The 24,583-nt window shown below is 61.6% G+C and carries 23 protein-coding genes; 7 read left to right on the plus strand and 16 right to left on the minus strand.

Features of this window, described 5'->3' with window-relative positions; translation table 11 throughout:
• Positions 1-171 precede the first annotated feature (171 nt).
• Positions 172-1,044: a LysR family transcriptional regulator gene (locus AACU78_RS01555; protein WP_106579485.1), complete on the minus strand. Its 873-nt coding sequence runs from the start codon at positions 1,042-1,044 to the stop codon at positions 172-174.
• A gap of 106 nt (positions 1,045-1,150) precedes the next feature.
• Between AACU78_RS01555 and AACU78_RS01560 the strand changes: the two genes are divergently transcribed.
• Positions 1,151-2,566, plus strand: a complete 1,416-nt coding sequence (locus AACU78_RS01560) for an MFS transporter (protein ID WP_106579486.1) — start codon at positions 1,151-1,153, stop codon at positions 2,564-2,566.
• 58 nt (positions 2,567-2,624) lie between these two features.
• Here the strand turns inward: AACU78_RS01560 and AACU78_RS01565 are convergent, their stop codons facing one another.
• Both AACU78_RS01565 and AACU78_RS01570 read right to left on the minus strand, forming a co-directional pair.
• Entirely contained in the window at positions 2,625-3,035 is a 411-nt protein-coding gene (locus tag AACU78_RS01565; protein WP_106579487.1) for an HPF/RaiA family ribosome-associated protein, read from the minus strand.
• Between the two features lie 213 nt (positions 3,036-3,248).
• Positions 3,249-4,196, minus strand: coding sequence for a LysR substrate-binding domain-containing protein (locus AACU78_RS01570; protein ID WP_106579488.1), 948 nt, complete (start codon positions 4,194-4,196; stop codon positions 3,249-3,251).
• A gap of 137 nt (positions 4,197-4,333) precedes the next feature.
• Between AACU78_RS01570 and AACU78_RS01575 the strand changes: the two genes are divergently transcribed.
• The 3 genes from AACU78_RS01575 to AACU78_RS01585 all read left to right on the plus strand — a co-directional run bounded on the left by AACU78_RS01575 (position 4,334) and on the right by AACU78_RS01585 (position 7,678).
• A complete protein-coding gene (locus AACU78_RS01575) occupies positions 4,334-5,710 on the plus strand; it encodes an L-serine ammonia-lyase (RefSeq protein WP_106579489.1) in 1,377 nt (458 codons plus the stop codon).
• Between the two features lie 62 nt (positions 5,711-5,772).
• Entirely contained in the window at positions 5,773-7,065 is a 1,293-nt protein-coding gene (locus AACU78_RS01580; protein WP_106579490.1) for a serine/threonine transporter, read from the plus strand.
• A gap of 298 nt (positions 7,066-7,363) precedes the next feature.
• Positions 7,364-7,678 carry a DUF3509 domain-containing protein gene (locus AACU78_RS01585; RefSeq protein WP_106579491.1) on the plus strand — a complete coding sequence of 105 codons (315 nt, stop codon included), beginning with the start codon at positions 7,364-7,366 and terminating at the stop codon, positions 7,676-7,678.
• On the opposite strand, the gene AACU78_RS01590 is transcribed toward AACU78_RS01585, so the two are convergent.
• Positions 7,675-8,163, minus strand: a complete 489-nt coding sequence (locus tag AACU78_RS01590; protein WP_106579492.1) for a phosphate-starvation-inducible protein PsiE — start codon at positions 8,161-8,163, stop codon at positions 7,675-7,677. The two genes, AACU78_RS01585 and AACU78_RS01590, sit on opposite strands and share 4 nt — an antisense overlap.
• Positions 8,164-8,465: 302 nt before the next feature.
• Here AACU78_RS01590 and AACU78_RS01595 point away from each other — a divergent pair, with 302 nt between their 5' ends.
• A complete protein-coding gene (locus tag AACU78_RS01595; protein ID WP_016974596.1) occupies positions 8,466-8,726 on the plus strand; it encodes a YebG family protein in 261 nt (86 codons plus the stop codon).
• A 54-nt stretch (positions 8,727-8,780) separates the two neighbouring features.
• Here AACU78_RS01595 and AACU78_RS01600 read toward each other — a convergent pair whose 3' ends face one another.
• On the minus strand, positions 8,781-9,800 hold the full coding sequence (locus AACU78_RS01600) for a Glu/Leu/Phe/Val dehydrogenase family protein (protein WP_106579493.1): 1,020 nt from the start codon (positions 9,798-9,800) through the stop codon (positions 8,781-8,783).
• Positions 9,801-9,986: 186 nt separating this feature from the next.
• On the opposite strand from AACU78_RS01600, the gene AACU78_RS01605 reads away from it, so the two are divergent.
• Positions 9,987-10,790: a SirB1 family protein gene (locus AACU78_RS01605; protein ID WP_106579494.1), complete on the plus strand. Its 804-nt coding sequence runs from the start codon at positions 9,987-9,989 to the stop codon at positions 10,788-10,790.
• An 84-nt stretch (positions 10,791-10,874) separates the two neighbouring features.
• Here the strand turns inward: AACU78_RS01605 and AACU78_RS01610 are convergent, their stop codons facing one another.
• From AACU78_RS01610 to hmgA, 4 genes are all read right to left on the minus strand, one after another.
• Complete coding sequence (locus tag AACU78_RS01610; protein WP_106579495.1) at positions 10,875-12,245, minus strand: MFS transporter; 1,371 nt, start codon at positions 12,243-12,245, stop codon at positions 10,875-10,877.
• A gap of 136 nt (positions 12,246-12,381) precedes the next feature.
• Positions 12,382-13,026: a maleylacetoacetate isomerase gene (gene maiA / locus AACU78_RS01615; RefSeq protein ID WP_106579496.1), complete on the minus strand. Its 645-nt coding sequence runs from the start codon at positions 13,024-13,026 to the stop codon at positions 12,382-12,384.
• Between the two features lie 12 nt (positions 13,027-13,038).
• The gene (fahA, locus tag AACU78_RS01620; RefSeq protein ID WP_106579497.1) at positions 13,039-14,325 is read right to left on the minus strand and encodes a fumarylacetoacetase; all 1,287 of its coding nucleotides are present in this window, start codon (positions 14,323-14,325) and stop codon (positions 13,039-13,041) included.
• Between the two features lie 3 nt (positions 14,326-14,328).
• Positions 14,329-15,612 carry a homogentisate 1,2-dioxygenase gene (hmgA, locus tag AACU78_RS01625; RefSeq protein WP_106579498.1) on the minus strand — a complete coding sequence of 428 codons (1,284 nt, stop codon included), beginning with the start codon at positions 15,610-15,612 and terminating at the stop codon, positions 14,329-14,331.
• A gap of 121 nt (positions 15,613-15,733) precedes the next feature.
• Here hmgA and AACU78_RS01630 point away from each other — a divergent pair, with 121 nt between their 5' ends.
• Positions 15,734-16,513, plus strand: coding sequence for an IclR family transcriptional regulator (locus AACU78_RS01630; RefSeq protein WP_106579499.1), 780 nt, complete (start codon positions 15,734-15,736; stop codon positions 16,511-16,513).
• Between the two features lies 1 nt (position 16,514).
• On the opposite strand, the gene dacB is transcribed toward AACU78_RS01630, so the two are convergent.
• The 7 genes from dacB to AACU78_RS01665 all read right to left on the minus strand — a co-directional run bounded on the left by dacB (position 16,515) and on the right by AACU78_RS01665 (position 24,341).
• Positions 16,515-17,972 (minus strand): D-alanyl-D-alanine carboxypeptidase/D-alanyl-D-alanine endopeptidase, encoded by a 1,458-nt coding sequence (gene dacB / locus AACU78_RS01635; protein ID WP_106579500.1) that lies wholly within the window; start codon positions 17,970-17,972, stop codon positions 16,515-16,517.
• Positions 17,973-18,253: 281 nt separating this feature from the next.
• A complete protein-coding gene (locus AACU78_RS01640) occupies positions 18,254-20,674 on the minus strand; it encodes a TonB-dependent siderophore receptor (RefSeq protein WP_106579501.1) in 2,421 nt (806 codons plus the stop codon).
• Between the two features lie 109 nt (positions 20,675-20,783).
• The gene (locus AACU78_RS01645) at positions 20,784-21,719 is read right to left on the minus strand and encodes a glutathione S-transferase family protein (protein WP_106579502.1); all 936 of its coding nucleotides are present in this window, start codon (positions 21,717-21,719) and stop codon (positions 20,784-20,786) included.
• A 76-nt stretch (positions 21,720-21,795) separates the two neighbouring features.
• Positions 21,796-22,071 carry a GIY-YIG nuclease family protein gene (locus tag AACU78_RS01650; RefSeq protein ID WP_025855645.1) on the minus strand — a complete coding sequence of 92 codons (276 nt, stop codon included), beginning with the start codon at positions 22,069-22,071 and terminating at the stop codon, positions 21,796-21,798.
• A gap of 36 nt (positions 22,072-22,107) precedes the next feature.
• On the minus strand, positions 22,108-22,578 hold the full coding sequence (locus tag AACU78_RS01655; protein WP_106579503.1) for a nuclear transport factor 2 family protein: 471 nt from the start codon (positions 22,576-22,578) through the stop codon (positions 22,108-22,110).
• A 91-nt stretch (positions 22,579-22,669) separates the two neighbouring features.
• On the minus strand, positions 22,670-23,305 hold the full coding sequence (locus AACU78_RS01660; protein ID WP_106579504.1) for a response regulator transcription factor: 636 nt from the start codon (positions 23,303-23,305) through the stop codon (positions 22,670-22,672).
• A 205-nt stretch (positions 23,306-23,510) separates the two neighbouring features.
• Positions 23,511-24,341, minus strand: a complete 831-nt coding sequence (locus AACU78_RS01665) for a response regulator (RefSeq protein WP_234452621.1) — start codon at positions 24,339-24,341, stop codon at positions 23,511-23,513.
• Positions 24,342-24,583 lie beyond the last annotated feature (242 nt).

Raw genomic sequence — 24,583 nt, forward strand, 5'->3', positions numbered from 1 at the left:
GCGACAAGTACAAATCTCGCCCGCAATAGAGATTAACTGTGGGAGCTGTCGAGCCCCGGCGAGGCTGCGAAGGCGGCGGTACTGGCGATATCCAAGGTGCCTGACCCACCGCTTTCGCAGCCTCGCTGAAGCTCGACGGCTCCCACAGGGGATCGGGGTTGTTGGTCAGGGTCAGCTACCCGCCAGGCAACTTGGGGTGCCGGCGACCAGGGCATCGATTGCGCAACGCGTCTTCGCCGGCATGTGTGCGGCCGTGGGCCAAATCACATGGATCGGCGCAGGCTGGTCGCGGTGGCTCGGCAGGACCGCTTGCAGTTGGCCGCGCAGCACATAGTGCGCAATCAACCAACTCGGCAACCAGGCCAGGCCCACGCCGGCGATAGCGGCATCGGCCACGGCCTGGAGGTCGTCCAGCACCAACGGCGATGTCATCCCCGAGCGATACAAATTGTTGCAACGGTAGGCAATGCCTCGGTGGCTGGCGAGGTCATCAATACACTCAATTGGCCCCACACGTTGCAAGTACGCCGGTGAGGCGGCCAACCCCACGGACTGCTCGCCCAAACGGCGTGCGCTCAGGCGGTCGGTGTCCGGCAGCGGGCCAATGCGCACGGCCACGTCGAAGCCTTCCTGTGCCAGGTCTATCAGCCGGTCAGAGAACGAGATCTCGATCTCTAATTGTGGATAACGGTCCATCAAGCCCCACAAAGCAGGCGCCGCGTAGTGGTGACCAAACGCCAGCGGCAGGCTCGCCCTTAACCGCCCACGCGGCTGTTGCCGGCCACTCTCCAGCACCGACTCGGCGGCTTCCAACTCGGCCAGTGCGCGCAAGCAATGCTCGTAGTACGCCTGCCCGTCTTCGGTCAGACGCTGGCGGCGGGTGGAACGCTGCAACAGGCAGGTGCCCAGGCGGGCTTCCAGTCGCGCCAAGCCTTTACCCACCGCAGAGCGCGTGAGGTTGAGCCGTTCGGCGGCCTCGGTCAGGTTGCCGCTTTCGACGATCTGCAGAAAGAGTTCAACGCCATCAAAACGCGGAGTGGCCATGATTCTATTGTCGCTCTTGATTCCCTTATCAAAGGAAAACTTATCACGAATAAGGAAATCTGTTCCCGCGAGAATAGGGTTTCACTCAACCGTAAGGAACACCCCCATGCCGCCCGCCGCCGCTGTATCGGCCGTCAGCGCTCCGCGCACCGCCAGAGATAGCCTTGCCCTCACCGCCGTCTGCCTCGTCGCCCTGATGTTCGGCCTGGAAATCTCCAGCGTGCCGGTCATCCTTCCCACCCTGGAACAGCAACTGGGCACAGGTTTTCAGGATGCCCAATGGATCATGAATGCTTACACCCTGGCCTGCACCAGCGTGTTGATGGCAGCCGGCACACTGGCTGATCGCTTTGGCCGGCGACGCATGCTGGTGCTGTGCTTATGGGTGTTTGGCCTGGCCTCGCTGGCATGTGGCATGGCAAACAATGCTTCCACGCTGATCGCAGCGCGTTTTGTTCAGGGCGTGATCGCGGGCGTGGGACTTGGCTTCGGACCGATGGTAGGGGCGTTGATTCTGGCAATCGCGGACTGGCGCTGGGTGTTCCTGGTACACGCGCCGCTGACATTGTTGACCTTGGTACTGCTGCGTATCAGCGTGCAGGAGTCGCGCGACCCGGCCGGCCATCGTCTGGATATTGCGGGCATGCTGACCCTGACACTGTCGGTGTTCGCCCTGGTCTACTTCATCACTCAGGGCAGCGAGCATGGTTTCGGCTCACCGGCCATGCTGGGCTGGGCGGGCTTGTCGCTGATGGCGCTGCTGCTGTTCATCGCTGTCGAGCGCCGCAGCGCTCACCCGATGTTCGATTTCTCGGTGTTTCGTATTCAGCGCTTCAACGGCGCCTTGATGGGTTCGGTTGGCATGAACTTCAGCTTCTGGCCGTTCATGATCTACCTGCCGCTCTACTTCCAGGCGGGCCTGGGCTACGACACCATGACCACCGGCGGCGCCCTGCTCGCCTATACCTTGCCCACCTTGCTGGTGCCGCCGCTGGCTGAACGCCTGGCCCTGCGCTATGGCGCCGACCGCATCATCCCGTTGGGCCTGGGCATGATGGGTGCGGGTTTTATGGCCATGGCGGCGGCCAATGGCGCCGAACATCCGAGCGTCGTACTCGTGCTTTTCAGCTGCGTGACGGCTGGCGTGGGGCTGGCACTGACCAACTCACCGACCACCAACACCACCACCGGCTCCGTCTCGGCCGACCGCGCGGGCATGGCCTCGGGCATTGACCTGAGTGCGCGACTGATCACGCTGGCACTTAACATCGCGCTGATGGGCCTGGTGCTGTTGCTCGGCATCGGTCATCACCTCTCTGGCCTGTTGCCCCATACCACGGCCCTGGATTGGCCCGCGATCAGCCAGAACATCGCTGCAGGCAAGTTGGACACGCCGATGCTCGCACCCGCAGATGCCCAGGCGGCCCTGCGCCATGGCGCCGGTTGGGCGATGCTTTTTGCCGGCATAGGCGCTTGTGGATTGGCGTTGTTGAGCAGGTATTTCTTCCGACGCGGCAGCTAAACAAAAACGGGCCTGCAGATGCAGGCCCGTTTGATTGGATTGAAAAAACACTCAGCTATCAGCCGTTAAGCGCAGCCTGTTCGTTTTCCAGAAATTCCTCTTCGAGTTCGGCCTCATCGGCCTTGGTATCAGGCAGAGCTTGCCCAGCGGCGCGTGGTTTGCCGCGTAACTTTCCGTACAGATGCTCCAGCGCATGCTCAAGCTTGGTGGCTGCGCCATCAATTGCCTGTTCCAGGGTGTCCGCCTTGTGCAATACCGACAGTGGTTGATGGCCCTTTGGCCGTGCTTCCAGGCGGCAACTCAAATCGTGGGGACCAGGCTTATCGCCATTCTCGTCTTTCAGGTAGACCTCGACGCGGGTCAGGTCTTCTTCGTAACGTTCGAGCGTGCTCTCAATGGTAGTACGTACCCACTCCTCCAGTCGGATGCTGCTTTCAATATGGTTATCGCTATTGACTTGGATTTGCATAGTTCTTCCCTTATTTCAGCTAGCTCGCAGGAGGTCACAAACTGCAACACCGGGGTGGTGAAACCATGACCTCTTGTTTACACAATTGAGCACTCAGAAGAACAATTCAACCCCTTTGCAAAGATAAATTCCATATTACGAATTAAGCCTGACGACGAGCAAAAACGCTGTTAGGGTGGGGAGTTAGTTACATCTTCTTACGCTTAGCCAACCTTATAATTGCCCCTCTCCCAACGGGTGCAATCCGCGAAAAATCCCCGCTTCCTCCACCAGCCAGTCATGCACCGCGCGTACGCCCGGATGGCTCAGCGCGCCCGGCGCGTACAGCAGCACGTAGCGTTTGTGGTTTGGCACCGCGACGCCGAACGGCACGATCAAAGTGCCACGCTCCAGTTCGTCATTGAGCAAGGTTCGCCGTGCAATCGCCACGCCCATGCCGGCAATGGCGGCCTCGATGGTCAGGTGATTGCGGTTGAACGTGTGCCCACGCCGTACATCGGCGTGGTGGTAGCCGATGGCATTCAAGTAAAACTCCCACTCAGCGTATTCATAACTCCCACGCCAGGCGGTGATGTCGTGCAACAGCGGAAAATGCACCAGGTCGGCCGGGCCATGCAGTGGCGGACGCCCACGCAGCAAGCTGGGCGCGCACACCGGGAAAATCTGCTCATCGAGCAAGGCTGTGGATAACAGCCCGGGATAGCTGCCGTCGTTCAAGTCGATGGCCAAGTCGAAATCGCCCTCATGCAGGGCGACGCTGCTGTCTTCCGCGACCATGCGCAGTTGAATATCCGGAAACCGTTGCTGCAGACGCGGCAAACGCGGGGTCAGCCACTTACCGAGAAACGACGGAATGGAACGCAAGCGCAAGGTGCCGCTGATCATTCCCGCGTCCAGCCGCTGCAACTCGGCATCAATGCTGCCGTAGGCCTCGCCCACCGTCGCCGCCAGCCGCTGCCCCTCGGCGCTCAGCTCTACGCCGCGCGCGCGTCGGTGAAACAGACGAAACCCCAAACGCTCTTCCAACTGGCGGATCTGTTGGCTCACCGCCCCCGGTGTGATGTGCAGTTCTTCGGCGCATCGGGTGAACGACAAATGCCGCGCCGCACAGGAAAAAACGTGCAACCAGACATACGTCTGGCCATGAAGGGGCCGAGTCATAGGGTTTAGTCCTGCTAAAGGGTGTCTTAGGATAATTCGTTGGTCAGTGCCGTTCCAGAGGCTCAGTATCGCGCCAATTCCGCTCGTCCTACAAAACATGGCAGCGATTCCTACTCCATTGCTTGTAAGGCTTTAGCATGGCTATCAGCGTTTTCGATCTATTCAAGGTGGGCATCGGCCCGTCCAGCTCTCATACCGTCGGCCCGATGCGGGCGGCGGCGACCTTTGCCCAGGCCCTCACCGACCAACAATTGGTGAGCCAAACACGCCGTGTCGAGGTGCGCCTGTACGGTTCGCTGTCTGCCACCGGTGTCGGCCACGCCACCGACCGCGCCTGCGTGATGGGGCTGATGGGCGAATGGCCAGACAAAGTCGATCCCACCTCGATCAATGCACGTATCCAGCAACTGCGCGAAACCGGCCAACTGCTGCTCGCAGGTAAGCAGGCCATTGCCTTCAACTGGCACACCGACCTCCTGCTGCTGGAAGAAAGCCTGCCGTACCACCCCAACGCCATGTCCCTGCACGCCTATGGCGACAACGGCCCACTGAGCGAACAGACCTATTACTCGGTGGGCGGTGGTTTCATCATCGAAGCGGCCGAAGCCGCTTCCGGCATTGCGCCGACCAGCGATGTTGAATTGCCCTACGACTTTTCCAGCGCCGTCGAACTGCTGGCCTTGTGCAACAAGCACGGTCTGCGGGTTTCCGAACTGATGATGGCCAACGAACGCGCGTGGCGCAGCGATGAGGACATCCGCAGCGGCCTGCTGCACATCTGGTCAGTCATGCGCGAATGCGTGGAGCAAGGCCTGCGCGATGAAGGCATCTTGCCGGGTGGCCTGGACGTGCCACGCCGCGCGGCGAAATTGCACCGCAGCCTGTTGGAAATCGGCAAGCCGAATGTCATCACTTCAACATTGTCGGCAATGGAATGGGTCAACCTGTTTGCCCTCGCCGTCAACGAAGAAAACGCCGCTGGCGGGCGCATGGTCACTGCGCCAACCAATGGCGCGGCGGGGATCATCCCGGCGGTGCTGCATTACTACATGAAGTTCAACGCCGACGCGTCTGATGACGATGTAGTCAATTTCTTCCTGGCTGCCGCCGCCGTCGGCATCCTCTGCAAGAAAAACGCTTCGATCTCCGGCGCCGAAGTCGGCTGCCAGGGCGAAGTGGGTTCCGCCTGCGCGATGGCCGCTGCAGGTTTGGCCGATATCCTCGGCGCCACCCCGGAGCAGCTGGAAAACGCCGCCGAAATCGGCCTGGAACACAACCTCGGCCTGACCTGCGACCCGGTCGGCGGCCTGGTGCAAGTGCCGTGCATCGAGCGCAACGCCATCGCCGCGGTCACGGCAATCAATGCCACGCAAATGGCCCTGCGCGGTGACGGCAAACACTTCATTTCCCTCGACCGGGTGATCCGCACCATGCGCGACACCGGCGCCGACATGCATGACAAATACAAAGAAACTTCACGGGGCGGCCTGGCGGTCAGCTGGGTGGAGTGCTGATCGGAGCACTGCAACCCGTCCTAAACGTGAGCCCGCGCAAAAATAATAACGAGGCAATATCGATGACCGATGTACGTACACCTGCTGCTGAAAATCCCGCTGTCGCAATAGAGACCACCGCTACCAGAGGCTGGACCAAACACGACACCACCTGGATGCTGGGTCTCTACGGCACCGCCATCGGCGCGGGCACCTTGTTTCTGCCGATCAATGCTGGCGTCGGCGGCTTCTGGCCGCTGATCGTGCTGGCGCTGCTGGCTTTCCCGATGACCTTCTTCGCTCACCGTGGGCTGACGCGCTTTGTGCTGTCAGGCAAATCCGGCGACATCACCGACGTAGTCGAGGAACACTTCGGCGTCGGCGCCGGCAAGCTGATCACCTTGCTGTACTTCTTCGCCATCTTCCCGATTTTGCTGGTGTACAGCGTGGCGCTGACCAACACCCTGAGCAGCTTCATGGAACACCAGCTGCACATGGCCCCGCCGCCTCGGGCGATCCTCTCGCTGGTGCTGATCCTCGGCCTGATGGCCATTGTGCGCTGCGGCCAAGGCGTGATCGTCAAAGCCATGAGCGTGCTGGTGTACCCGTTCGTCGCTGCCCTGCTGTTGCTGGCCGTGAGCCTGATCCCCAACTGGAACGGCGCATTCTTCGCCTCCGCCAGCGAAGGCATGCCGCTGCCGATATTCTTTAAGACCCTATGGCTGGCGATCCCGGTGATGGTGTTTTCCTTCAACCATTCGCCGATCATTTCCGCCTTCGCTGTCGACCAGAAACGTGTGTACGGCGCCCAGGCCGAGCGCAAGAGCAGCGGCATCCTCGCCACTGCGCACGGCATGATGGTGCTGACCGTAATGTTTTTCTGCTTCAGTTGCGTGCTGGCCTTGTCGCCGGCTGACCTGGCGGCTGCCAAAGCGCAGAACATCTCGATCCTGTCGTACCTGGCAAACCATTTCCAGACGCCGGTGATCGCCTACGCCGCGCCGTTGATCGCGCTGGTGGCGATCACCAAATCATTCCTCGGCCATTACATCGGTGCCAGCGAAGGCTTCCAGGGCTTGATCGTCAAATCCCTGCGCGGGCGTAACCGTACGCTGTCGTCCAAAGGGCTGGAACGCTGCACCGCGCTGTTCATGGTGCTCACCTGCTGGGCCGTGGCCACGTTCAACCCGAGCATTTTGGGCATGATCGAAACCCTGGGCGGGCCAATCATCGCGTGCCTGCTGTTCCTGATGCCGATGTATGCGATCCGCCGCGTGCCTGCTCTGCGCCAGTATTCGGGCCAAGTGTCGAATGTGTTTGTGGTGGTGATCGGGCTGATTGCGCTGTCTGCGATCGTTTTCTCTGTGTTGCCCTGAAACAAAGCACTGACCTCAAGAACCACACAAAACAAATGTGGGAGCGGGCTTGCTCGCGAATGCGGCGTATCAGCCAATAGATACTTGGCTGGAGGACCGCATTCGCGAGCAAGCCCGCTCCCACATTGAGATTTCACTGGCTCTGGGCGCTATACGGCACGGCCCTTGCTGTACAGCTCTTGAGGAAAACGGACCTTGTGAAAACCTCAGCGACGGAGTGGCCGGTGGTCAGGCAACGCGAACTAATCCAGACACCGGTCGTCAATGACTGCATGTTCTTATCAGGCGGTAACGCACCATGGACAATCCTTTTCAGATCATCACCGACACCTTTACGCCCAAATACCGCGTCAACCTGAGCATCCAACGGCTGGATGGCAGCATCATGCTCACCCTCTCGAACGAGGATGGTGTGGTCGCCAAACGCATGATCAGCGCCGAACAGCGCAACGATCCGCAACGGCTCAAACGGCTGGTGCAAAGCATTCAATTCGGCATCGCCATCGAACAGGGCCACAGCGCCATGGAGATTCTGACGGTGATGACGGACGGCGACCATAAACTGCTGCAGCAACCGCCCGCTCGCGCCCTGCCCTTCAGCGTCGGGCTTTAAAGCTCGCCCTTCTCGGTTTCCAGGCTCGCCTCGCCTTTGCGACGCGGGCCTTCGACTTTCACCGAAGGAAATGCCGACGAGGCGTAGCGCACCACCAGAATCGAGAACGCCAACAGCAGAATCCCGCCGCACAGGTAGATGATGCCGATGTCCGGCGGGTTGTGGTGGGAAACGTTGGAGATCAGCAGGCGCGTGAGCGCGGTGATTGCCACGTAGATCAGGAAGCGCACCGGCATGTGGTTGGTCTTGAAATAAATCCCGACCATGGCACCTAATTCCAGGTAGATGAACAGCAGCAAAATGTCATCGATCTTGATGTGCCCGGTTTCCAGCATCCCCAGAAACTCCATCACCGCCGCCCAAGCGGTCACCGCACCAATGGCGAACAGCGCCAGGTAGTGGAATGTCTCGACAAACAAATTACCCAGCGACTCAGCCAGCCCATGGACGTTCTGGCGCAGTTTTTCGGCCCAGTTGATTTTCACGATGATGCTTCCTTAGGTCGGCTCGACCGGATAATGCGGTTTGGACGTGACGGTTGTTCTGCATGCAGAAAAAAGGCCAGACAGTAGAAGTTGAGATGGTGGCCGCGTGATATGAGACACAAGGTCGTCACAGGTAAGGCGCCAGCCTCGACTACGGGCGCCTCGCGGCAGTGCTCAATGCCTATTTCCCGACTACATTAAAAAACTGCTACCCAAACCCCGTGGTTTGGCTTACCCTTTTCGCTGTATATAAATACAGTAGTCGCAAAAGACAACTATCGTGAAGGCATGTGAGGTGGTGAATGGCCGTCGAAGTGGTATACCGCAGCAGCCGAGATCTGGAGCGTTTGTTCATGGATAAAGCCGAAGCTGACCGTCATGACAAAATGCTTGAACTCGCTGAGTTGCTGGCAGAAGTGTTGCAAAAAGCCGTGCCGTCCCTGAGCGAGCAGCAGGTGGAAGAAGCCGGGATCTATATGGCGAAGAATCGCGATGTATTTGCCAAGGCGTTCAAGAGCCAACCGGACGCATTGTCCGAGTTGCTGAACCCAACGGCGGAATAAAGCCCGAATTGAACAGGCCCTGAATCATTGATTCAGGGCCTTTTTAATGCCCGATTATGGGTAGAGCAAGCGTTCGGCCAGCTCATCTGCCACCCGGGCGGGCGAGCGTTTTTCGGCTTGGGCGTGGGCGAAGATTTCCGTCAGGCGCGTGCCGATGTTCGCCAGGTGCGCGGTGATGCTCGGCAGCTCGGCGCCGCTATGTTTAAGGGCGACGTAGATCAGGCCGCCGGAATTGATCACATAGTCCGGCGCGTAAAGGATGCCGCGCCCTTCCAACTGGTCGGCGATGTCCAGGGTGGTGAGTTGCGCGCTGGCCGAACCCGCCACGGCGGCGCAGCGTAACTGGCCAACGCTGTGTCGATTGAACACGGCGCCGACGCCGCAAGGCGCAAGAATGTCGCACGGCGTGCTGAGCAAGGCGTCATTGGCGATGGGGTGCGCGCCGAGCTGCTCCATGGCCAGTTGCACCTTGCCATTATCGATGTCGCTGACCAGCAGTTCGGCGCCGGCCGCGTGCAGTTGCTCGGCCAGTGCATAACCCACATTGCCCAGGCCCTGGACGGCCACGCGCAATCCTTCAAGGTTGTCGCTGCCCAGCCGGGCCATGGCGGCAGCGCGGATGCCGGTGAACACGCCCATGGCCGCATGCGGCGCCGGATCGCCCGCGGCAGTGGTGCTGGTGACGAAGCGGGTGTGCTGGGCGATGCAATCCATGTCTGCCACCGAGGTGCCGCTGTCGATGGAGGTGATGAAGCGGCCGTCGAGCTTTTCGATGCAACGGCCAAACGCTTCGAACAGCGCTGCGCGGCTTTCCACGTGTACGGGGCGGATGATGACCGCCGTGCCGCCGCCCACCGGCAAACCGGCCAGGGCAGCCTTGTAGCTCATGCCTTGAGCCAGGCGCGCGGCATCAGCCACGGCACTTTCATCGTCGGGGTATGAAAGGTAGCGACAACCGCCCAAGGCGGGGCCCAGGCGGCTGTTGTGAATGGCTATGACCGCCTTCAGCCCGGTCACCGGATCGACGCTCAGGTGCAGCGATTCAAGGCGGGTGCTGTGCATGAGAGCAAACATCGTCAAGCTCCCGAATCACTTCTGGTAGAGGCCCAAGTATAGGCTGACGGTAGGAAACTGCCGAAGTGCGCTGGAATAAGCCGAGCCAATTCACAGACCCCGCGACATAAGCAGGCCGGATATTTCTTAATCACTGGACGAAAATTCACAGCAAGGCTAAAACGGGGGCATCCGCCGGAGAACGCAATGAATCCCCGCACAGCCTTTTTCGCCTGCCTGGACCGTTCACCCCCAGCGCTGTTTGAAGCCGCGCTGTGGATTGCTGCCGAACACGACCCGGCCGTACAGCCGCTGTTGATCCTGCAAGAGCTGACCGTGCTGCAACAACAGGTCAGCGTGGGCATGCCCCTGTTGCCGGCGGATGAACTCGGCCAACCGCTGCTGCGGCGCCTGAATGACCTGGGCTTCGCTCAGGATGACTTCACCCCACTGCGCCCCGCCGCGGCCCTTCTCGACAAGGTGCTGCAACGTAAACGCGGGCAGCCGTTGGCGATGGGCCTGATTGCGCTGGAGATGGCCCGGCGCCTGGACATTCCGATGGTCGGTGTGAATTTTCCGGGGCATTTCCTGCTGCGCGTGCCCGGTGCCGATCACCTGCTGGACCCCTGCGGCGGGCGGCGTCTGTACCCCAATGATTGCCGTGAGTTGCTGCACCGCCAGTACGGCCCGAACCTCAAGTTACAGGCCGACCACTTGCTCTCCGCCGAGCCGCGCTCGATCCTGCAACGGTTGTCACGCAACCTGCGCCAACTGCACCTCTCCAACGACAACCCGCTGGCCGCCTTGATCGACGCCGAGCGCGTGCTGGAATTGGGCAACGCCAGCGCCGCCGATTATTTGGCTCGGGCCAGCCTGTACCAGCGCCTGGATTGCCCCAGCGCCGAGCGCTTCGACCTGGAGCACGCGTTGTTGCTCAGCGAAGACCCGATCCAGCGCCTGCGCCTGACCGAGCGGCTGGGGCACTTGCCGCCCAATTCAGTGGTGCATTGAACTGGTGATTGCGGCTTATATGGCTGGTCGTGGCGAGCGGGCTTGCCACAACACGCCATCACAACATCTACCCAGCCAACACCATCAGTGCTTGGCCGGTGCTTTGAGAATATCGCTGTGGAACGGCCCCTTCGCCGCAACTGATCCAGGCGAACGCACTTGAATGATCAACAGCGCTGCAATCACCGCCGGAATCGCGCAGAAGAAGAAAATCTGCTGCACCGGGATATGCATCGCCAACAGCATGCTGCCAAATAGCGGTCCCAGGATTGACCCGAATCGCCCCACGCCCAAAGCCCAGCCGGTGCCCGTGGCGCGCACATGCGCCGGGTAGAAATTGCTGGCGAAGGCATTGAGGGTCAGTTGCCCACCGATGATGCAGAACCCGGCCGCAAACACACAGGCCACCAGATAACGCGGGTTATCGTGATTCAAGCCGAGCAGAATGGTGCACACCGCAGCGGCGGCCAACACGCCGGACAACAGCCGCACTTTGCTTTTCAGGCGGTCTGCGAACCAGGCCATGCCGATTGCGCCCAAGGTGCCGGCGAACAGGAACATCGAGGTCACCAGGTTGGCTTCTTTCAACGCGAGGCCGCTTTCCAGCAACAGCGATGGCAACCAGCTGATCATGAAATACAGCAGGATCAGGCTGACAAAAAAGGTCGCCCAGATCAGCACGGTCGGGCGTGCGTAGCCGTTACGGAACAACTCCACCACCGTGAGCTTGCTGCCTTGCTCCTGGCGATTTTCTGCTTCATTCGAACGCGGCGCTTGCCAGTCGGGCAGCATGCGCGCCGTGACCTTTTGCAGGCGTGCGTACGGCGGTGCATCACGCAATAAACGTGGCAGCGATTCCGGCAGCAGCCACACAAGGAACGGGAACAGCAGCAATGGCGTCACACCACCCGCCAGGAAGACCGCCTGCCACCCGTAGCCTTCGATAAAGCCTGCCGCCACAAACCCGCCTGCTGCGCCGCCGAACGAGAAGCCACAGGCGGCCAAGGTCACCATCAAAGTGCGCATACGTGGCGGCGAATATTCCGACATCAACGCCATGGCACTCGGCATCGCTCCGCCCATACCGATGCCGCAGATAAACCGCGCAGCCATCAGCGTGGTCAGGGAGTTGGCGAACACCATCAGCACCGTGAGGCTGGCATAAATCAGCACACAGCCGAGCAAGATGCGGCGCACGCCAAAGCGGTCGGCCAGCGGCGTCACCAGCAACGAACCCAACGTCAGCCCAAGCAGGTTGGCGCTGAACACGGGACCGAAGGCGGCTTTTTCCAGGCTCCAATCCTTGGCCAAGGCCGGCACCACATAGCCCAGCACTTGGGCATCGTAGCCATCGGTCACCAGCAGCAGCGCCAGCAACAGAAGAATCAACCACTGATAGCGCGACACCGGACGGGCGTCGAGTGCCGCACGAAAGCTGGCAATCTGATTGTGCATCGCAAGGTACCTATTATTTTTATAAGAATGACGCCGAACAACTGTGGGAGCTGGCTTGCCTGCGATGCCGGAGTGTCAGTCAGAGAATAATCAACTGACAGACCGCTATCGCAGGCAAGCCAGCTCCCACAATGATTTAGGGTGTATCTGGGGTATCGGGTTGGTTGGCTGGGTGCGCCTGCACAAATGCCGGATGCTGCGCCGCCAGTGCCGCCACGCGCCCGATACGCGGGTAGGCGGTCAACGCCACCTTGAAGCGCTCCGCCGCGTACAGCTGCGGAATCAGAAACGCATCCGCCATCCCCGGCTGCTCGCCAAAGCAAAAACCTTTATCGCCAATCAACTGCTCGACCGCGCCCAAGCCCTGGCTGATCCAATGGCCGATCCACTCCAGCAATTGCGCCTCGTCATGCCCCCACTTGCGCAGCAGGTTCTGGGTGCTGGAGTTGTGCAGCGGATGAATATCGCAGCCGATGATCGACGCTACTGCACGCTCATGGGCACGGGTCGCCAAGTCCCTGGAAAGCAGCGGCGCCTGTGGATAACGCTCCTCCAGGTACTCGATGATTGCCGGCGACTGAATCAACAGTTCGCCTTCGTCCGTGCGCAACGCCGGCACGCGGCCCTGCGGGTTGATCGCCAGGTAGTCCGGCTGGCGATTGGCACCGCCCGGCGGCACCAGCAAATTGACCGGCACCGCGGTGACGTCCAGCCCCTTGAGCGCCAGGGCGATACGCACGCGGTATGACGAGGTGGAGCGGTAGTAAGTGTAGAGTTCCATCGCCCTGCCCTCTTAACGCGCCGCGACGACGATGCCACGGCACTCGCCGAACCCGATGGAGGCAAACCCTTCGCGGCTGCAACGCGCGCGCAGGATGATTTCGTCGCCGTCTTCGAGAAACTTACGGACCTCGCCCGAGGCCAGTTCAATCGGCTTTTTACCGCCTTCGGTAATCTCCAGCAGGCTGCCGAACTGCCCCGGCTGCGGCCCAGACAAGGTGCCCGAACCAAACAGATCACCGGCCTGCAATTGGCAGCCGTTGACGCTGTGGTGCGCAACCATTTGCGCCACAGTCCAGTACATGTGCTGGGTGTTGCTCAGGGTCAGGCGATGGGCCGGCAGGTTTTGCTCGCGCATCGCGGCGGTGGTCAGCAGCACTTCCAGTTCGATGTCGAAACCGCCTGCGGCCTGGTCACGCTTATCCAGCAGGTACGGCAGCGGTTGCGGATCGCCCTCGGGGCGTGCCGGTTGGGCTTTGCGGAACGGCTCCAAGGCTTCGGCCGTCACCACCCAGGGCGAAATGCTGGTGATGAAACTTTTCGACAGGAAAGGCCCCAGCGGCTGGTATTCCCAGGCCTGGATATCGCGCGCCGACCAGTCATTGAGCAGGCAGAAACCAGCGATGTGCTCAGCCGCATCGCCAATCGCGATCGCGTCGCCCATGGCATTGCCCTGGCCGATCCAGATGCCCAGTTCCAGTTCGTAATCCAGGCGCGCGCAAGGGCCAAACGTTGGCTCGGTTTGGCCGGCCGGCAGCGTCTGGCCTTTAGGCCGACGCACCTCGGTGCCCGACGGGCGGATGGTGGAGGCACGGCCGTGATAACCGATCGGCACGTATTTGTAGTTGGGCAGCAGAGGGTTGTCGGGACGGAACAATTTGCCGACGTTCTGCGCGTGTTCGATGCCGACGTAAAAGTCGGTGTAATCATTGATTTTTGCCGGCAAGTGCATCTGGCAATCAGCGGCGAAGTGCAGCACCTGCGCCTCACGGGTTTGCAGTTTGCTGCCTTCGGCAAGCAGCTCCAGCAGGCGTTCGCGCAAGGCCAAACGCGGGCCACGGCCAAGCTCGAAGAACGCATTCAACTGGCCGCCGACAGTCGCCTCGACCGCGCGGCGGGCTTCGCCGTCAAACTCATCCAGGGCCGCGTGCAGGTCGAGAATGCAGTCGCCAATCGCCACGCCGCTGCGCGGTGCCGAGCCATTGATACTGAACACGCCCAGCGGCAGGTTCTGCAGGGGAAAGTCCTGGTGACCGTTGGCGGAGGCCACCCAACTGCGGGCTAGGGTTGGTTGAGTCATGGGTTATCTCCGGTTCGGGTTGAAGGTGGCAGGCAGTGAGGCCCAGCACGCGTCGTAAGCGGGTTGCAGTTGCGGGCATTCCAGGGCGAACTGTGTGGGGCGCAGCACTTGGCTGGTCTCGAACATGAAGGCCATGGTGTTATCAATCTTGTGCGGCGCCAGCTCGACATTGATCGCCTTGGTGCAGGTTTCACCGTCCGGGCCGTGCGCGCTCATGCAGCTGTGCAGCGAGGCGCCGCCGGGCAGGAAGCCTTCGGCCTTGGCGTCGTAGGCGCCCTGGATCAGGCCCATGTATTCGTTCATCAGGTTGCGGTGGAACCACGGCGGCCGGAAGGTGTTCTCGGCCACCATCCAGCGCGGCGGGAAGATGACGAAGTCGAGGTTGGCCAGGCCGTGCACGCTGGTGGGCGAGGTCAATACGGTAAAAATCGACGGGTCCGGATGATCGAAGCTCACGGTACCCATGGTGTTGAAACGGCGCAGGTCGTATTTGTACGGCACGTTATTGCCGTGCCAGGCGACCACGTTGAGCGGTGAGTGATCGAGTTCGCAGCCCCACAGCTCGCCGAGAAATTTCTGCACCAGCGTTGTCGGCTTTTTGAGGTCTTCGTAGTGGGCAACCGGTGTGAGGAAGTCACGCGGGTTGGCCAGGCCGTTGCTGCCAATCGGGCCAAGGTCGGGCAGGCGCAGCGGCGCGCCGTGGTTTTCCGCGATGTAGCCGCGTGCTTGCGCGTCCAGCAGTTCGACGCGAAATTTCAGGCCCCGCGGCAGTACGACAATTTCCAGCGGCTCCACGTCCAGCACGCCCAACTCGGTGGCGATGCGCAGGCGACCCTGCTCGGGGACGATCAACAGTTCACCGTCGGCGTTGAAGAACACGCGCTCCATCGAGCGATTGGCGCGGTAGGTGTAGATGCTGATGCCAGACGGCTGTTGCGACCCGGCGTTGGCGACCATGCCCACCAGGCCGTCGATGAAATCGGTGGGCTCACTCGGAATATCCAGAGGGTTCCAGCGCAAGCGGTTGGGCGTCACTGTGCCCAACGGCCCACCGGCCAACTGCCGCTCAAGCTTGACGAACGCCGGGTGATTGGCCGACGGCTGAATGCGGTACAGCCAGGTGCGGCGGGCTTCGCTGCGCGCCATGGTAAAGGCTGTGCCGGAGAACAGTTCGGTGTACAGGCCGTACGGGGCTTTTTGCGGGGAGTTCTGGCCAATGGGCAGCGCGCCAGGCAGGGCTTCGCTGGCGAATTGATTGCCAAAGCCCGATATGTATTCGAGGTTCATGGAGCATCCTCTGAGCGGAAGTTGTTTTTATCGTAATCCAGTTACGCATAACGTAATTTGATCACTGTCGACCGTCAAGCTATAAAGACGCCCATTCCCCCTCTCGGATTCTCGCTCCTCCATGGAAAAGCCCCGCGACACCGGTAAACAGAAAGTCCGCTCGGCCGAAGTGGGCACCGATATTCTCAAGGCTCTCGCCGAACTGTCGCCGGCCACGTCGCTGTCGCGCCTGGCCGAGCATGTGCAGATGCCGGCGAGCAAGGTTCACCGTTATTTACAGGCGCTGATCGCCTCGGGTTTTGCTGAACAGAACACCGCCACCAACCATTACGGCCTGGGTCGCGAGGCGTTGCGTGTGGGGCTGGCCGCGCTGGGCAGCATGGATGTGCTGAAAGTCGGCGCCCTGCCCCTGGCGGAACTGCGCGATGAGTTGAATGAAACCTGCTTTCTGGCGGTGTGGGGCAACCAGGGCGCGACCGTGGTGCACATCGAGCCGGCGGTGCGCGCGATCACGGTGGTGACGCAGTTGGGTTCGGTGTTGCCACTGCTCAGCTCGTCCACCGGGCTGGTGTTCAGCGCTTACCTGCCATCGCGGGAAACCGTGGAATTGCGCGAGCGCGAGATCCAGGCGGGTATCGCCCATGCGTTGGCGGACGATCAGGCTTACGCCACCGCGTGCGAGCAGATCCGCAGCCGTGGCCTGCACTTTGTGCACGGTTTGCTGATGCCCGGCGTCGACGCGTTGTCGGCACCGGTGTTCAACGCGGTCGGCCAGGTGGCGGCGGTGATGACCGTGGTCGGCCCGACCTCACTGTTCCACGCCGATGAGGATGGCCCGGCGGCGCAGCGCTTGCTGGCGGCGACCCGGGCCGTGAGTTGGCGGATGGGCTATCAGCCCTGAATCAATCGTCCCAGCGAGACAGGGCCACGGCCACGCGGTTCTCCAGCGCCTTGACCTGCGCGCCGGCCACCACGTAGTTATTGCTCAGCATCGAGAACACCAACGTGCGCCCATGGGCGTCGTTGATGTAGCCGCTTAATGACGAGACGCCGCCCATGGAGCCGGTTTTGGCATGCAGGTTGTTTTCAGCCGGCGTGCCGCGCAGGCGATAGCTCAGGCTGCCGCCGGTCATGCGGTCAGTGTTGCCGGCAATCGGCAGCGCGTTGTACCAGGCGTTGAACCACGGCTGTTTGCGCGCGGCCAGCAGCAGGTCGGTGAGGGTTTGCGACGACACCAGGTTCTGCCGCGACAGCCCGGAGCCGTCGACCTGGCGCAGCGCCGTGGTGTCCAGGCCCTGGCGCTTGAGGAAACCGGCGACGGCCACCACACCCGCCGCCGCCGTGCCGCTATTGGCGGTCTGACGGCCCATGGCCTTGAGCAAGGCTTCGGACATGTTGTTGTTCGAGAGTTTGAGCAGCGGCGTGATCAATTCCTGTAACGGCGCCGATTGATGCTCGGCCAGCACGGTCGCCGCAACCGGGCTTGCACCGCCCATCACCCGCCGCCCGAGCACCGTGATGCCCTGCTGCGCCAATGCGTGTTCAAACAGGTTGGCCACCAGTTGCGTCGGCTCCCAGACACTGACCAGCTGCGGGCTCTGCCTGCCCGGCGCCACCGCGCCGCTGAGCTGCAGAAGATTGGTGCCATGGCGGCGGTTGATGCCATACGTATTGCCCGGCCCACTGACGGCGCGGTTGCTCAATTGCAGGTAGTCGGTGGGCGGAAAGATCTCGATACTCACCGGTTGGCCGACACGCGCCGGCGCCTTGGCCGTGACCAGCACGCTGCCCGCATCAAAATCCGCGTTGGGTGACACGGTCAGCGCCGAAATCTGCGCGCCATAGTAGGTGGTCTCATCATCGTGGGACCAATCGACACCGAGCCGCTCGGCGTCGAACCAGGTGTCGTCAAACACCAGATCGCCCTGGACCTGACGCACGCCCTGGCTGGCCAACTGCGCGGCCAGGGCCTGGTAGTCGGCGAATTGGATCGTCGGGTCGCCGAGGCCACGCAGGTACAGATTGCCAGTCAGGCGATCGCCCTGGCGTATGCCGTTGCTCAGCAGTTGCGTGGAGAACCGGTATTGCGGGCCCAGCACGTCCATCGCCGCCGCCGTGGTCAGCAGCTTGAGATTGGACGCGGGGACCAGACGCGTGCGCGGGTTGTGCTGATAAAGCGTGGCGCCACTGCGCGCGTCACGCACCGTCAGCGAAACCGTGGCGCCGTGCAGCGCCGGGTCGGCCAGCAGTTGGTTCAGGGTCGCCTGGGTGGAGGTCTGCGACACGCTCGCGCAGCCGCCCAGCAAGAAGCTCAAGCCAACCAGCATCGCGCTGGTGTGTATCCATCTGCCCAAGTGCATCAGTAGCGTTTTCCCGCGAAGTCTTCAGTGGCGGCAACGCTACCAGCTCAATGCCGTTGTGGCGAGCGGGGCTGTCGTGGCCAGTGGGCTTGCGGCGGCCACCGGGTTTGTTGTGGCGAGCGGGCTTGCCCCGCGCTGGGCCGCGAAGCGGCCCCTGGCAAGGCCACCGCGTATTTCCTGGCACACTGCAGTGCTTGGTTTTGGGGCTGCTTCGCAGCCCTACGCGGGGCAAGCCCGCTCGCCACAGCAGCCCGCCCGCGACTGAATGCCCGCCTGGCACGTTAAAACTGAAGCGTGCTGGACACCGACACCTGCCGCGCATCGCCGAGCGACACAAACACCCGGCTCGCGGCCGAGGTGTAGTACGTGCGGTCGAACAGGTTCTTCACATTGAACTGGAACTTGACCTTCTGGCCTTCGATCTTGGTGTCGTAGGTGGCAAACGCGTCGGCAACGGTGTAGCCCGGCAGGTTGAAATCGTTGGCGGCATCGCCTGCGCGCTCGCCGACATAGCGGGCACCTGCGCCCAACCGCAGCTGATCACCACCAAAAATAGCGCCGAAATCGTAGACCGCCGACAGCGAGCCCGTGTGCTTGGCCACGTTTTGCAGGCGGTTGCCCTCAAGCGTCGGGTCTTTGTCCTTGGTGTCGAGTGCATCGGTGTAGGCGTAGCTGCCGATCACGCTCCATTGGTCGGTCAACTGGCCGGTGGCGTCCAGTTCCAGGCCACGGGAGCGCACCTGACCGGCAATGCTGTAAACGGTGTTGGCCCCTGATCCCACCGAGACCAGCACGTTGCGTTTATCGATATTGAACAACGCCGCGCTGGCGGTGATACGCCCCGGGATGTCGAGCTTGGCCCCCAGTTCCCACGACTTGGATTCCTCAGGCGTGAGGTCGCCGGTCAAGGTGCTGCCGTCAGCCAAGGCGGCGATGGTGGAGTTGGGTTTGAACGACTCGGTGTAGCTGCCGTAGAACGACAACTCATCCGTGTAGCGGTACACCAGGCCGGCGCGCGGCACCCACGCCTGGCCATTGCCGTTGGTGTTGGCCGTGAACGGCACACCCTTACCGGCGTACTGATCGTACATCTGATAGCGCACACCGCCCACCAGGATCCACTGATCGGTCAGGTGAATGGCGTCCTGGAAAAACAGTGAGTCGCTGCGCAGCAGGTCCGTCTGGGCGCTATCCTTGGCACTGACGGTGGTGCCTTGCACGTCCTTGCCGTAGACCGGATCGAGGTAGCTGAAGGCGCTGCGTTGCGCCTGGCGGATCAAGTCGGCGCGGTAGATCTTGCGGTACTCATCGTCCAGGCCGAACACCAGGTCATGCTGCATGCCACCGACGTTGACGCTGCCTTCCAGGCTCATCGTGGCGAAGCGATCGGTGGTCAGCGCACCCCGCGTGCCGTCCATGCTGCGGGTCAGGGTGCCATTGGGATTGACCGAAACCGTGCGCACCTGGCTGGCATCATAGGTCTCGCGGTTCCAGCTGTAGCCGAAGTGCGCCTTCCAGTCGTCGTTCAAGTCGTGGTCGACTTCCAGGCGATACAGGTCGGAGCGGCCTTCCATAGTGTTGAACGGCTCATCCAGGCGACGGGTCGTGGGGATGTTCAGCGGGTGATTGGTCTTGGGGTCGATGGCGGTGCCCCGGTCGAACGGCGAGAGGAATTCGCGGTGCTCGTAGGCAAAGACCACTTTGGTGGTGTCGCCGTACCAGGCCAGGGACGGCGCTACCAGCGTCTCGCGGTGGGTGCCGAAATTGCGCCAGTAATCTTCGTCTTCACGGTCGACGATCAGTCGGTACGCCAGGCCGCTGTCGCCAATCGGGCCGGTGGTATCGAGGTTACCGCCACTGCCGTTCTTGCCGTCGCCGAAGGTCGAGCCACGGGCGGTCAGGGAGGTGGATTGGGTCAGTTCCGGCTTTTTGCTGACGATATTGACCACGCCGCCCGGGTCCTGAATACCGTACAACAATGAAGACGGCCCCTTGAGCACTTCAACGCGCTCAGCGGTGGAGTTCAGCGCACGCCCCTGCACCACGGGCATGCCGTCTTGCATGATCGAGCCATTACGGTTATCGCCAAACCCGCGCAGCATCACCGCGTCCTGGGTACTGGCCAAGGTGTTGGCCTGGGTGATGCCGCTGATATTGGCCAGAGCGTCGTCCAGGTTACGCGGGGTCTGGTCGCGCAGCACCTGGGCGGGCACCACGTTGACGGTTTGCGGGGTTTCCAGCAACAGGCCATGGGAGCGCATCACCGAACTGGTGGGCGGCGGCTGGTAACTGGTGCTGTCCTGGGCCTGGCCGGCGCCGCTGATGGTGGTGGCGCCGAGGTTGACCGCGCCGTCGGTGGGCACAGGTTCAAGGGCCAAGGTGCGGGCGTCGATCTGGCGGAAGGTAAAGCCTGAGTGGCCGAGCAGGCGTTGCAGGGCCTGGGTCGCGCTCATCTGCCCGCTGACGGCAGGGGCGCTGAGACCGTAGGGCGCTTCATCGGTATAGATCACGCTGATTCCGGTGACGCGGCTGAAATCACTCAGGGCCTGAGGCAGTGGCTTGGCTGCCAGCGCAAAATTGAACTGGGCGCTTTGCTGCTCCTGCGCCTGCGCAACGGCCAGGGGCAGCAACGCCAGCCCCGACACCGCCAGTACCGAGGCTCCCAGCCACCGTTTTACCCAACCGCCCGCCGTCGATTTCATGCTCTGAGAACCCGTGTAGAAAACGCTGTTAATGCGAATAGATCGCAGTTTCAAGCACTACACGGATGGGCGGTGGATTTACCTCACGTTGTTTTGAAAATAATTTGAGTTACTGCGCCTGAATGCGAAACCCCAACCGTGGGAAATGCACATGCACGGTGCCGCCGCGTTCGTCGGTACGCCGCAGGATCAATTCCTCACGCCCGGCGAACAGCAACTCGCCGGCCACCAGGTCGGTGCCGTAATCGGTGGCGCAAATGGTCACCTGCTGGCCAGGCTTGAAGCCGTTCAAGTCCTCGAACAGTTCATCCGGCAAGGCCGCAGGTGTCGCGTTACGCGCCACGTCCAAGGCCTGTTCGGCGCTTATCTCGCTGGCGGTGCCATGGCCAAAGCTCAGTACACGGTCCAGCCAGGCAGCGACGGCGGGATAGGCATCCACCAGCGGCGCCGTCACCGTGGAGCCCTTGAGGAACCACAACGGATGCGCCAGGGCGAAGTCGGCAATCGACGGCTCGCCGAACAGGAAATCCCCTGCCTGGTGCTGCAATTGCTGATCGATGCGGCTGATGATCGTCGGCCATTGGTGCTTGGCCCGATCCAATTGCACGCGGGTCGCAGTGCCGCCGCTGAACAGTTTGGCGCGGTCCGCCACCAGCACGTCAAGCATCTGCGGCGGCACCTTGGCGAACTTGACGGCCAGGGATTCGGGCTGGAACACCAGCGCAACGGCATGCGAGAACACCAACGAATCGGCCCACGCGGCGAAGCTTTGCGTGACCAGCTCCAGGCCTTGGGGAAACAGCGCCGGCGCGGACTTTTCCTGCTCCAGGCGGTGAGCGATCAAGGCAGTGTCGCAGTAGATATCGGCGCCGACTTGCAGCACCGGCGTCTTGCGATAACCGCCGGTGAGGGCCGTGAGGTCAGGCTTGGGCATCACCGGCGAGATAAACACCGAGCGCCAGGACAAGCCCTTGAAGCCCAGCATCAGGCGGGCTTTTTCAGCAAAGGGGGATTGCGGGTAGTGGTGCAGGATCAACTCAGACATGCCAGGCTCCGCTCAAGTAAGTGAGCCGCTAGCTTAGCCTGCAACACCCCACGTGCGGGCGATGGGAACCCATCAGTCAAATCAATGAACCGCTCGCCGCCAGGCACTCCTTGGCACTCTTTTTGAGCTTTTTGATCAGCCGCTCCTGGCGCAGCGCCTCGCCCTTGCTCGCGCATTGCTCGGTGTACACCAAAGCCACCGCGGGGCTGGACAAAAAGAACCGCGCGCCCTTGCCGCTTTGGTGAGAAGCAAAGCGGCGCACCGGGTCATTGCTGATGCCGCAATACAGCGAGCCATTGGCGGCGCGCACCAGGTAGACAAACCAGGGTTTGGGTTCAGGAAGATCAGTCACAGGTCGTTTCGGCAAACCAGAGGAGTGCCAATCTTATCAACGACCGGCCTGAAATGCCTTCAGGCCTTTAAGCGCCTGGGCGCGCACGGCGTTTTTCAACGCAGGCGACCAACCCAGCAACAACCCCTTGAGGCCCAGTGCCTGGCGCGACCAGCGCCACAGGTCGAAGTGATCGTGGTGCTCGCAGATCCTGCCATCGCGAAACACAAACCGCGCGCCAATGTCGTTGACTACCGTGTTGCCGGTGGCGCTGAACAGGTACGTCGCCACCCAATGCGCGCTGCCGGTGGTTTCATCGCTGCGCACATGGTCGAAGGTCAGGGAAAAATTCTTCGCGCGGGTGGTGAGCATGCGCCACATGTCACCTGCGTCACGCCCGCGCAGCTCGCCGAACGCGGGGTCGCTGAACACCACATCGTCGGTGTAGCAGGCGGCCATGGCTTCGGCATCCAGGCGCTGGAAGGCACTGTAGAACTCGGTGATCAGGGCGTTGTGGGCATCACTCATGGGCAGGCTCCGCAGGCGTCGAAAAGGTAGGCGCACGATAAGCCGCCAGCGCCGGTAAGGCTACCGACATTCGCCGCGCAAATGACCACGCTTACGGCACCATGCCACTGCTGCGGGCATAGGCGAACAAATCCACGTCGGTGGAGATGCACAACCGGCTCATGGCCGTGCTTTTTTGTTTGCTGATGGTCGAGATGCTGCGATTGACCCGGGCGGCAATCTGGCTGACGGTCATACCGCTGGCGAGCATGCGCACCACCTCGCGTTCTTTGCCGGACAACTGCGGCACGGCTTGCTGGTCGCCGGGGCCAGCTTCCACCAACTGCACCCGCAGGCTTTCACTGACGAAGGTATGGCCTTCGCTCACCGCCTTGATGGCCTGCGGCAACTCTCTGGCCGAGGCACTCTTGGCCACGATGGCCCGCGCGCCCTGTGCGAAGGAAGCGCGCAGCGTGGCGATGTTGGCGAACATGGTCACCAGAATCACAGGCAATCGCGGGTATTGACGTTGCATCAGGCTCAACAGGCCGTACCCATCAGCCTGCTGATTGCCCGGCATGGCAAAGTCGGTCACCAGCAGGTCACACGGCGTGCTGTCGAGCACCGCCAGCAGTTGATCGGGGCCGTCGGCCTCGCCGACCACCTTGCACTTTCCACTGGCCTCGATCACGACTTTTTGGCCGATACGCACAATCGGATGATCGTCAGCAATTATTACGCGAAGCATGAGACCCACCATGATGGCAACTTGACCTACGCAAAATAGCGCCGGATGTGGCCGGCAACAACCGCCAAGAAAAGCAGCCAGGGCGGCCCGTGCAGCATTCTTGGCTACCGAGATTTATACCTACAAAACAAACAGAGCAGGCCGTCAGAAAGGAGCTACAGCTCAGGGCGAAATCTTCCTTCACCCCGGATGAAAGCCTGCGTCTTCACAGTGCCGACAAGTACGCCAGGTAACGCATCAGGTCCTGGCGCAACCGGATCAAGTCGCGGGCATGCGTGGCTACGCCGTCGCCACTTACCCGTGTCATCAGTTGCAGGCCGCGTTTCTCCAGCGAGGTGACGCCCAGAAAGGCCACGCTGCCAATCAACCGGTGCAGGTGTTGAACGGTGTCGGCGCCATCGAGGCGCACCACCGCGCCCGAGAGCGCGCGCAGGTCTTGCCGGGCTTCATGGATCAGGCTGCCAAGCATGCTGTCCACCACTTCGCTGCGGCCAAACATCTGCACCAGCGTCGTACGGGTTGGCCAGCCTTTTTGCCCGACCAATGCCTGTGCCTTTGTGCCCTGCTCGAATGCGCCCACGTGGGCTTGGTCCAGCCAATAAACCAGGACGTGGTGCAGCTGCAAAAAAGTTAGCGGTTTGATCAGCCACGCGTCCATGCCGGCTTCCAGGCATAGGCGGACTTCGTCAGGGCCCAGGTTTGAGGTCAGGCCGATGATGGGCAGTCGCGTCGACAGCGCCTCACGTTCGCGGCGGCGGATTTCGCGCGTCATGGCATAGCCGTCCATGAGCGGCATCTGGCAGTCGGTCAGGATCAGATCAAAGTGCTGCACGTCCATCGCAGCCAGTGCGGCACGCCCATCCCTGCACGCTTTGTGGCCCAGGCCGAGGCGGTCGAGAATTCCGCTCATCAGCAGGCAGTAGGCCGGATGGTCGTCAACCACCAACACCTTGAGCCGTTGCCAGCAGGCAGGCGCGGCGGTCAACGCCCGCGGCTCATCCCCACCCATGCTGCCTGGGGGAGTGCCTGATGACATGACTACCTCAACTTACCGTATCGACGGACGATGATGGCACGCCATGCGTGCAGGAAACGGCCGCGCTCTGGCCGATCGGGCGCGGCATTCTGAAGCATCTTTTTGATGTTTTATGACGGTTCAGTGGCGCAAAACGTATTCGAATGACTGCGCCTGGACGATACAAAAACTACGAAACTTCACAATTCCACGTAAACAAAAGCCGGTTCTGACATGAGCGAATACGCCTTTGCCCTATCCGC

Origin of the sequence: Pseudomonas sp. R9.37 (genome assembly GCF_963878885.1) — a bacterium.
GTDB lineage: Bacteria > Pseudomonadota > Gammaproteobacteria > Pseudomonadales > Pseudomonadaceae > Aquipseudomonas.

What these genes read in the sequence shown, in the direction of transcription:
- AACU78_RS01555 (WP_106579485.1), bottom strand. Translation starts at nt 1,044, where the DNA reads ATGGCCACTCCGCGTTTTGATGGCGTTGAACTCTTTCTGCAGATCGTC.
- AACU78_RS01560 (WP_106579486.1), top strand. Translation starts at nt 1,151, where the DNA reads ATGCCGCCCGCCGCCGCTGTATCGGCCGTCAGCGCTCCGCGCACCGCC.
- AACU78_RS01565 (WP_106579487.1), bottom strand. Translation starts at nt 3,035, where the DNA reads ATGCAAATCCAAGTCAATAGCGATAACCATATTGAAAGCAGCATCCGA.
- AACU78_RS01570 (WP_106579488.1), bottom strand. Translation starts at nt 4,196, where the DNA reads ATGACTCGGCCCCTTCATGGCCAGACGTATGTCTGGTTGCACGTTTTT.
- AACU78_RS01575 (WP_106579489.1), top strand. Translation starts at nt 4,334, where the DNA reads ATGGCTATCAGCGTTTTCGATCTATTCAAGGTGGGCATCGGCCCGTCC.
- AACU78_RS01580 (WP_106579490.1), top strand. Translation starts at nt 5,773, where the DNA reads ATGACCGATGTACGTACACCTGCTGCTGAAAATCCCGCTGTCGCAATA.
- AACU78_RS01585 (WP_106579491.1), top strand. Translation starts at nt 7,364, where the DNA reads ATGGACAATCCTTTTCAGATCATCACCGACACCTTTACGCCCAAATAC.
- AACU78_RS01595 (WP_016974596.1), top strand. Translation starts at nt 8,466, where the DNA reads ATGGCCGTCGAAGTGGTATACCGCAGCAGCCGAGATCTGGAGCGTTTG.
- AACU78_RS01600 (WP_106579493.1), bottom strand. Translation starts at nt 9,800, where the DNA reads ATGTTTGCTCTCATGCACAGCACCCGCCTTGAATCGCTGCACCTGAGC.
- AACU78_RS01605 (WP_106579494.1), top strand. Translation starts at nt 9,987, where the DNA reads ATGAATCCCCGCACAGCCTTTTTCGCCTGCCTGGACCGTTCACCCCCA.
- AACU78_RS01610 (WP_106579495.1), bottom strand. Translation starts at nt 12,245, where the DNA reads ATGCACAATCAGATTGCCAGCTTTCGTGCGGCACTCGACGCCCGTCCG.
- maiA (WP_106579496.1), bottom strand. Translation starts at nt 13,026, where the DNA reads ATGGAACTCTACACTTACTACCGCTCCACCTCGTCATACCGCGTGCGT.
- fahA (WP_106579497.1), bottom strand. Translation starts at nt 14,325, where the DNA reads ATGACTCAACCAACCCTAGCCCGCAGTTGGGTGGCCTCCGCCAACGGT.
- hmgA (WP_106579498.1), bottom strand. Translation starts at nt 15,612, where the DNA reads ATGAACCTCGAATACATATCGGGCTTTGGCAATCAATTCGCCAGCGAA.
- AACU78_RS01630 (WP_106579499.1), top strand. Translation starts at nt 15,734, where the DNA reads ATGGAAAAGCCCCGCGACACCGGTAAACAGAAAGTCCGCTCGGCCGAA.
- dacB (WP_106579500.1), bottom strand. Translation starts at nt 17,972, where the DNA reads ATGCACTTGGGCAGATGGATACACACCAGCGCGATGCTGGTTGGCTTG.
- AACU78_RS01640 (WP_106579501.1), bottom strand. Translation starts at nt 20,674, where the DNA reads ATGAAATCGACGGCGGGCGGTTGGGTAAAACGGTGGCTGGGAGCCTCG.
- AACU78_RS01645 (WP_106579502.1), bottom strand. Translation starts at nt 21,719, where the DNA reads ATGTCTGAGTTGATCCTGCACCACTACCCGCAATCCCCCTTTGCTGAA.
- AACU78_RS01655 (WP_106579503.1), bottom strand. Translation starts at nt 22,578, where the DNA reads ATGAGTGATGCCCACAACGCCCTGATCACCGAGTTCTACAGTGCCTTC.
- AACU78_RS01660 (WP_106579504.1), bottom strand. Translation starts at nt 23,305, where the DNA reads ATGCTTCGCGTAATAATTGCTGACGATCATCCGATTGTGCGTATCGGC.
- AACU78_RS01665 (WP_234452621.1), bottom strand. Translation starts at nt 24,341, where the DNA reads ATGTCATCAGGCACTCCCCCAGGCAGCATGGGTGGGGATGAGCCGCGG.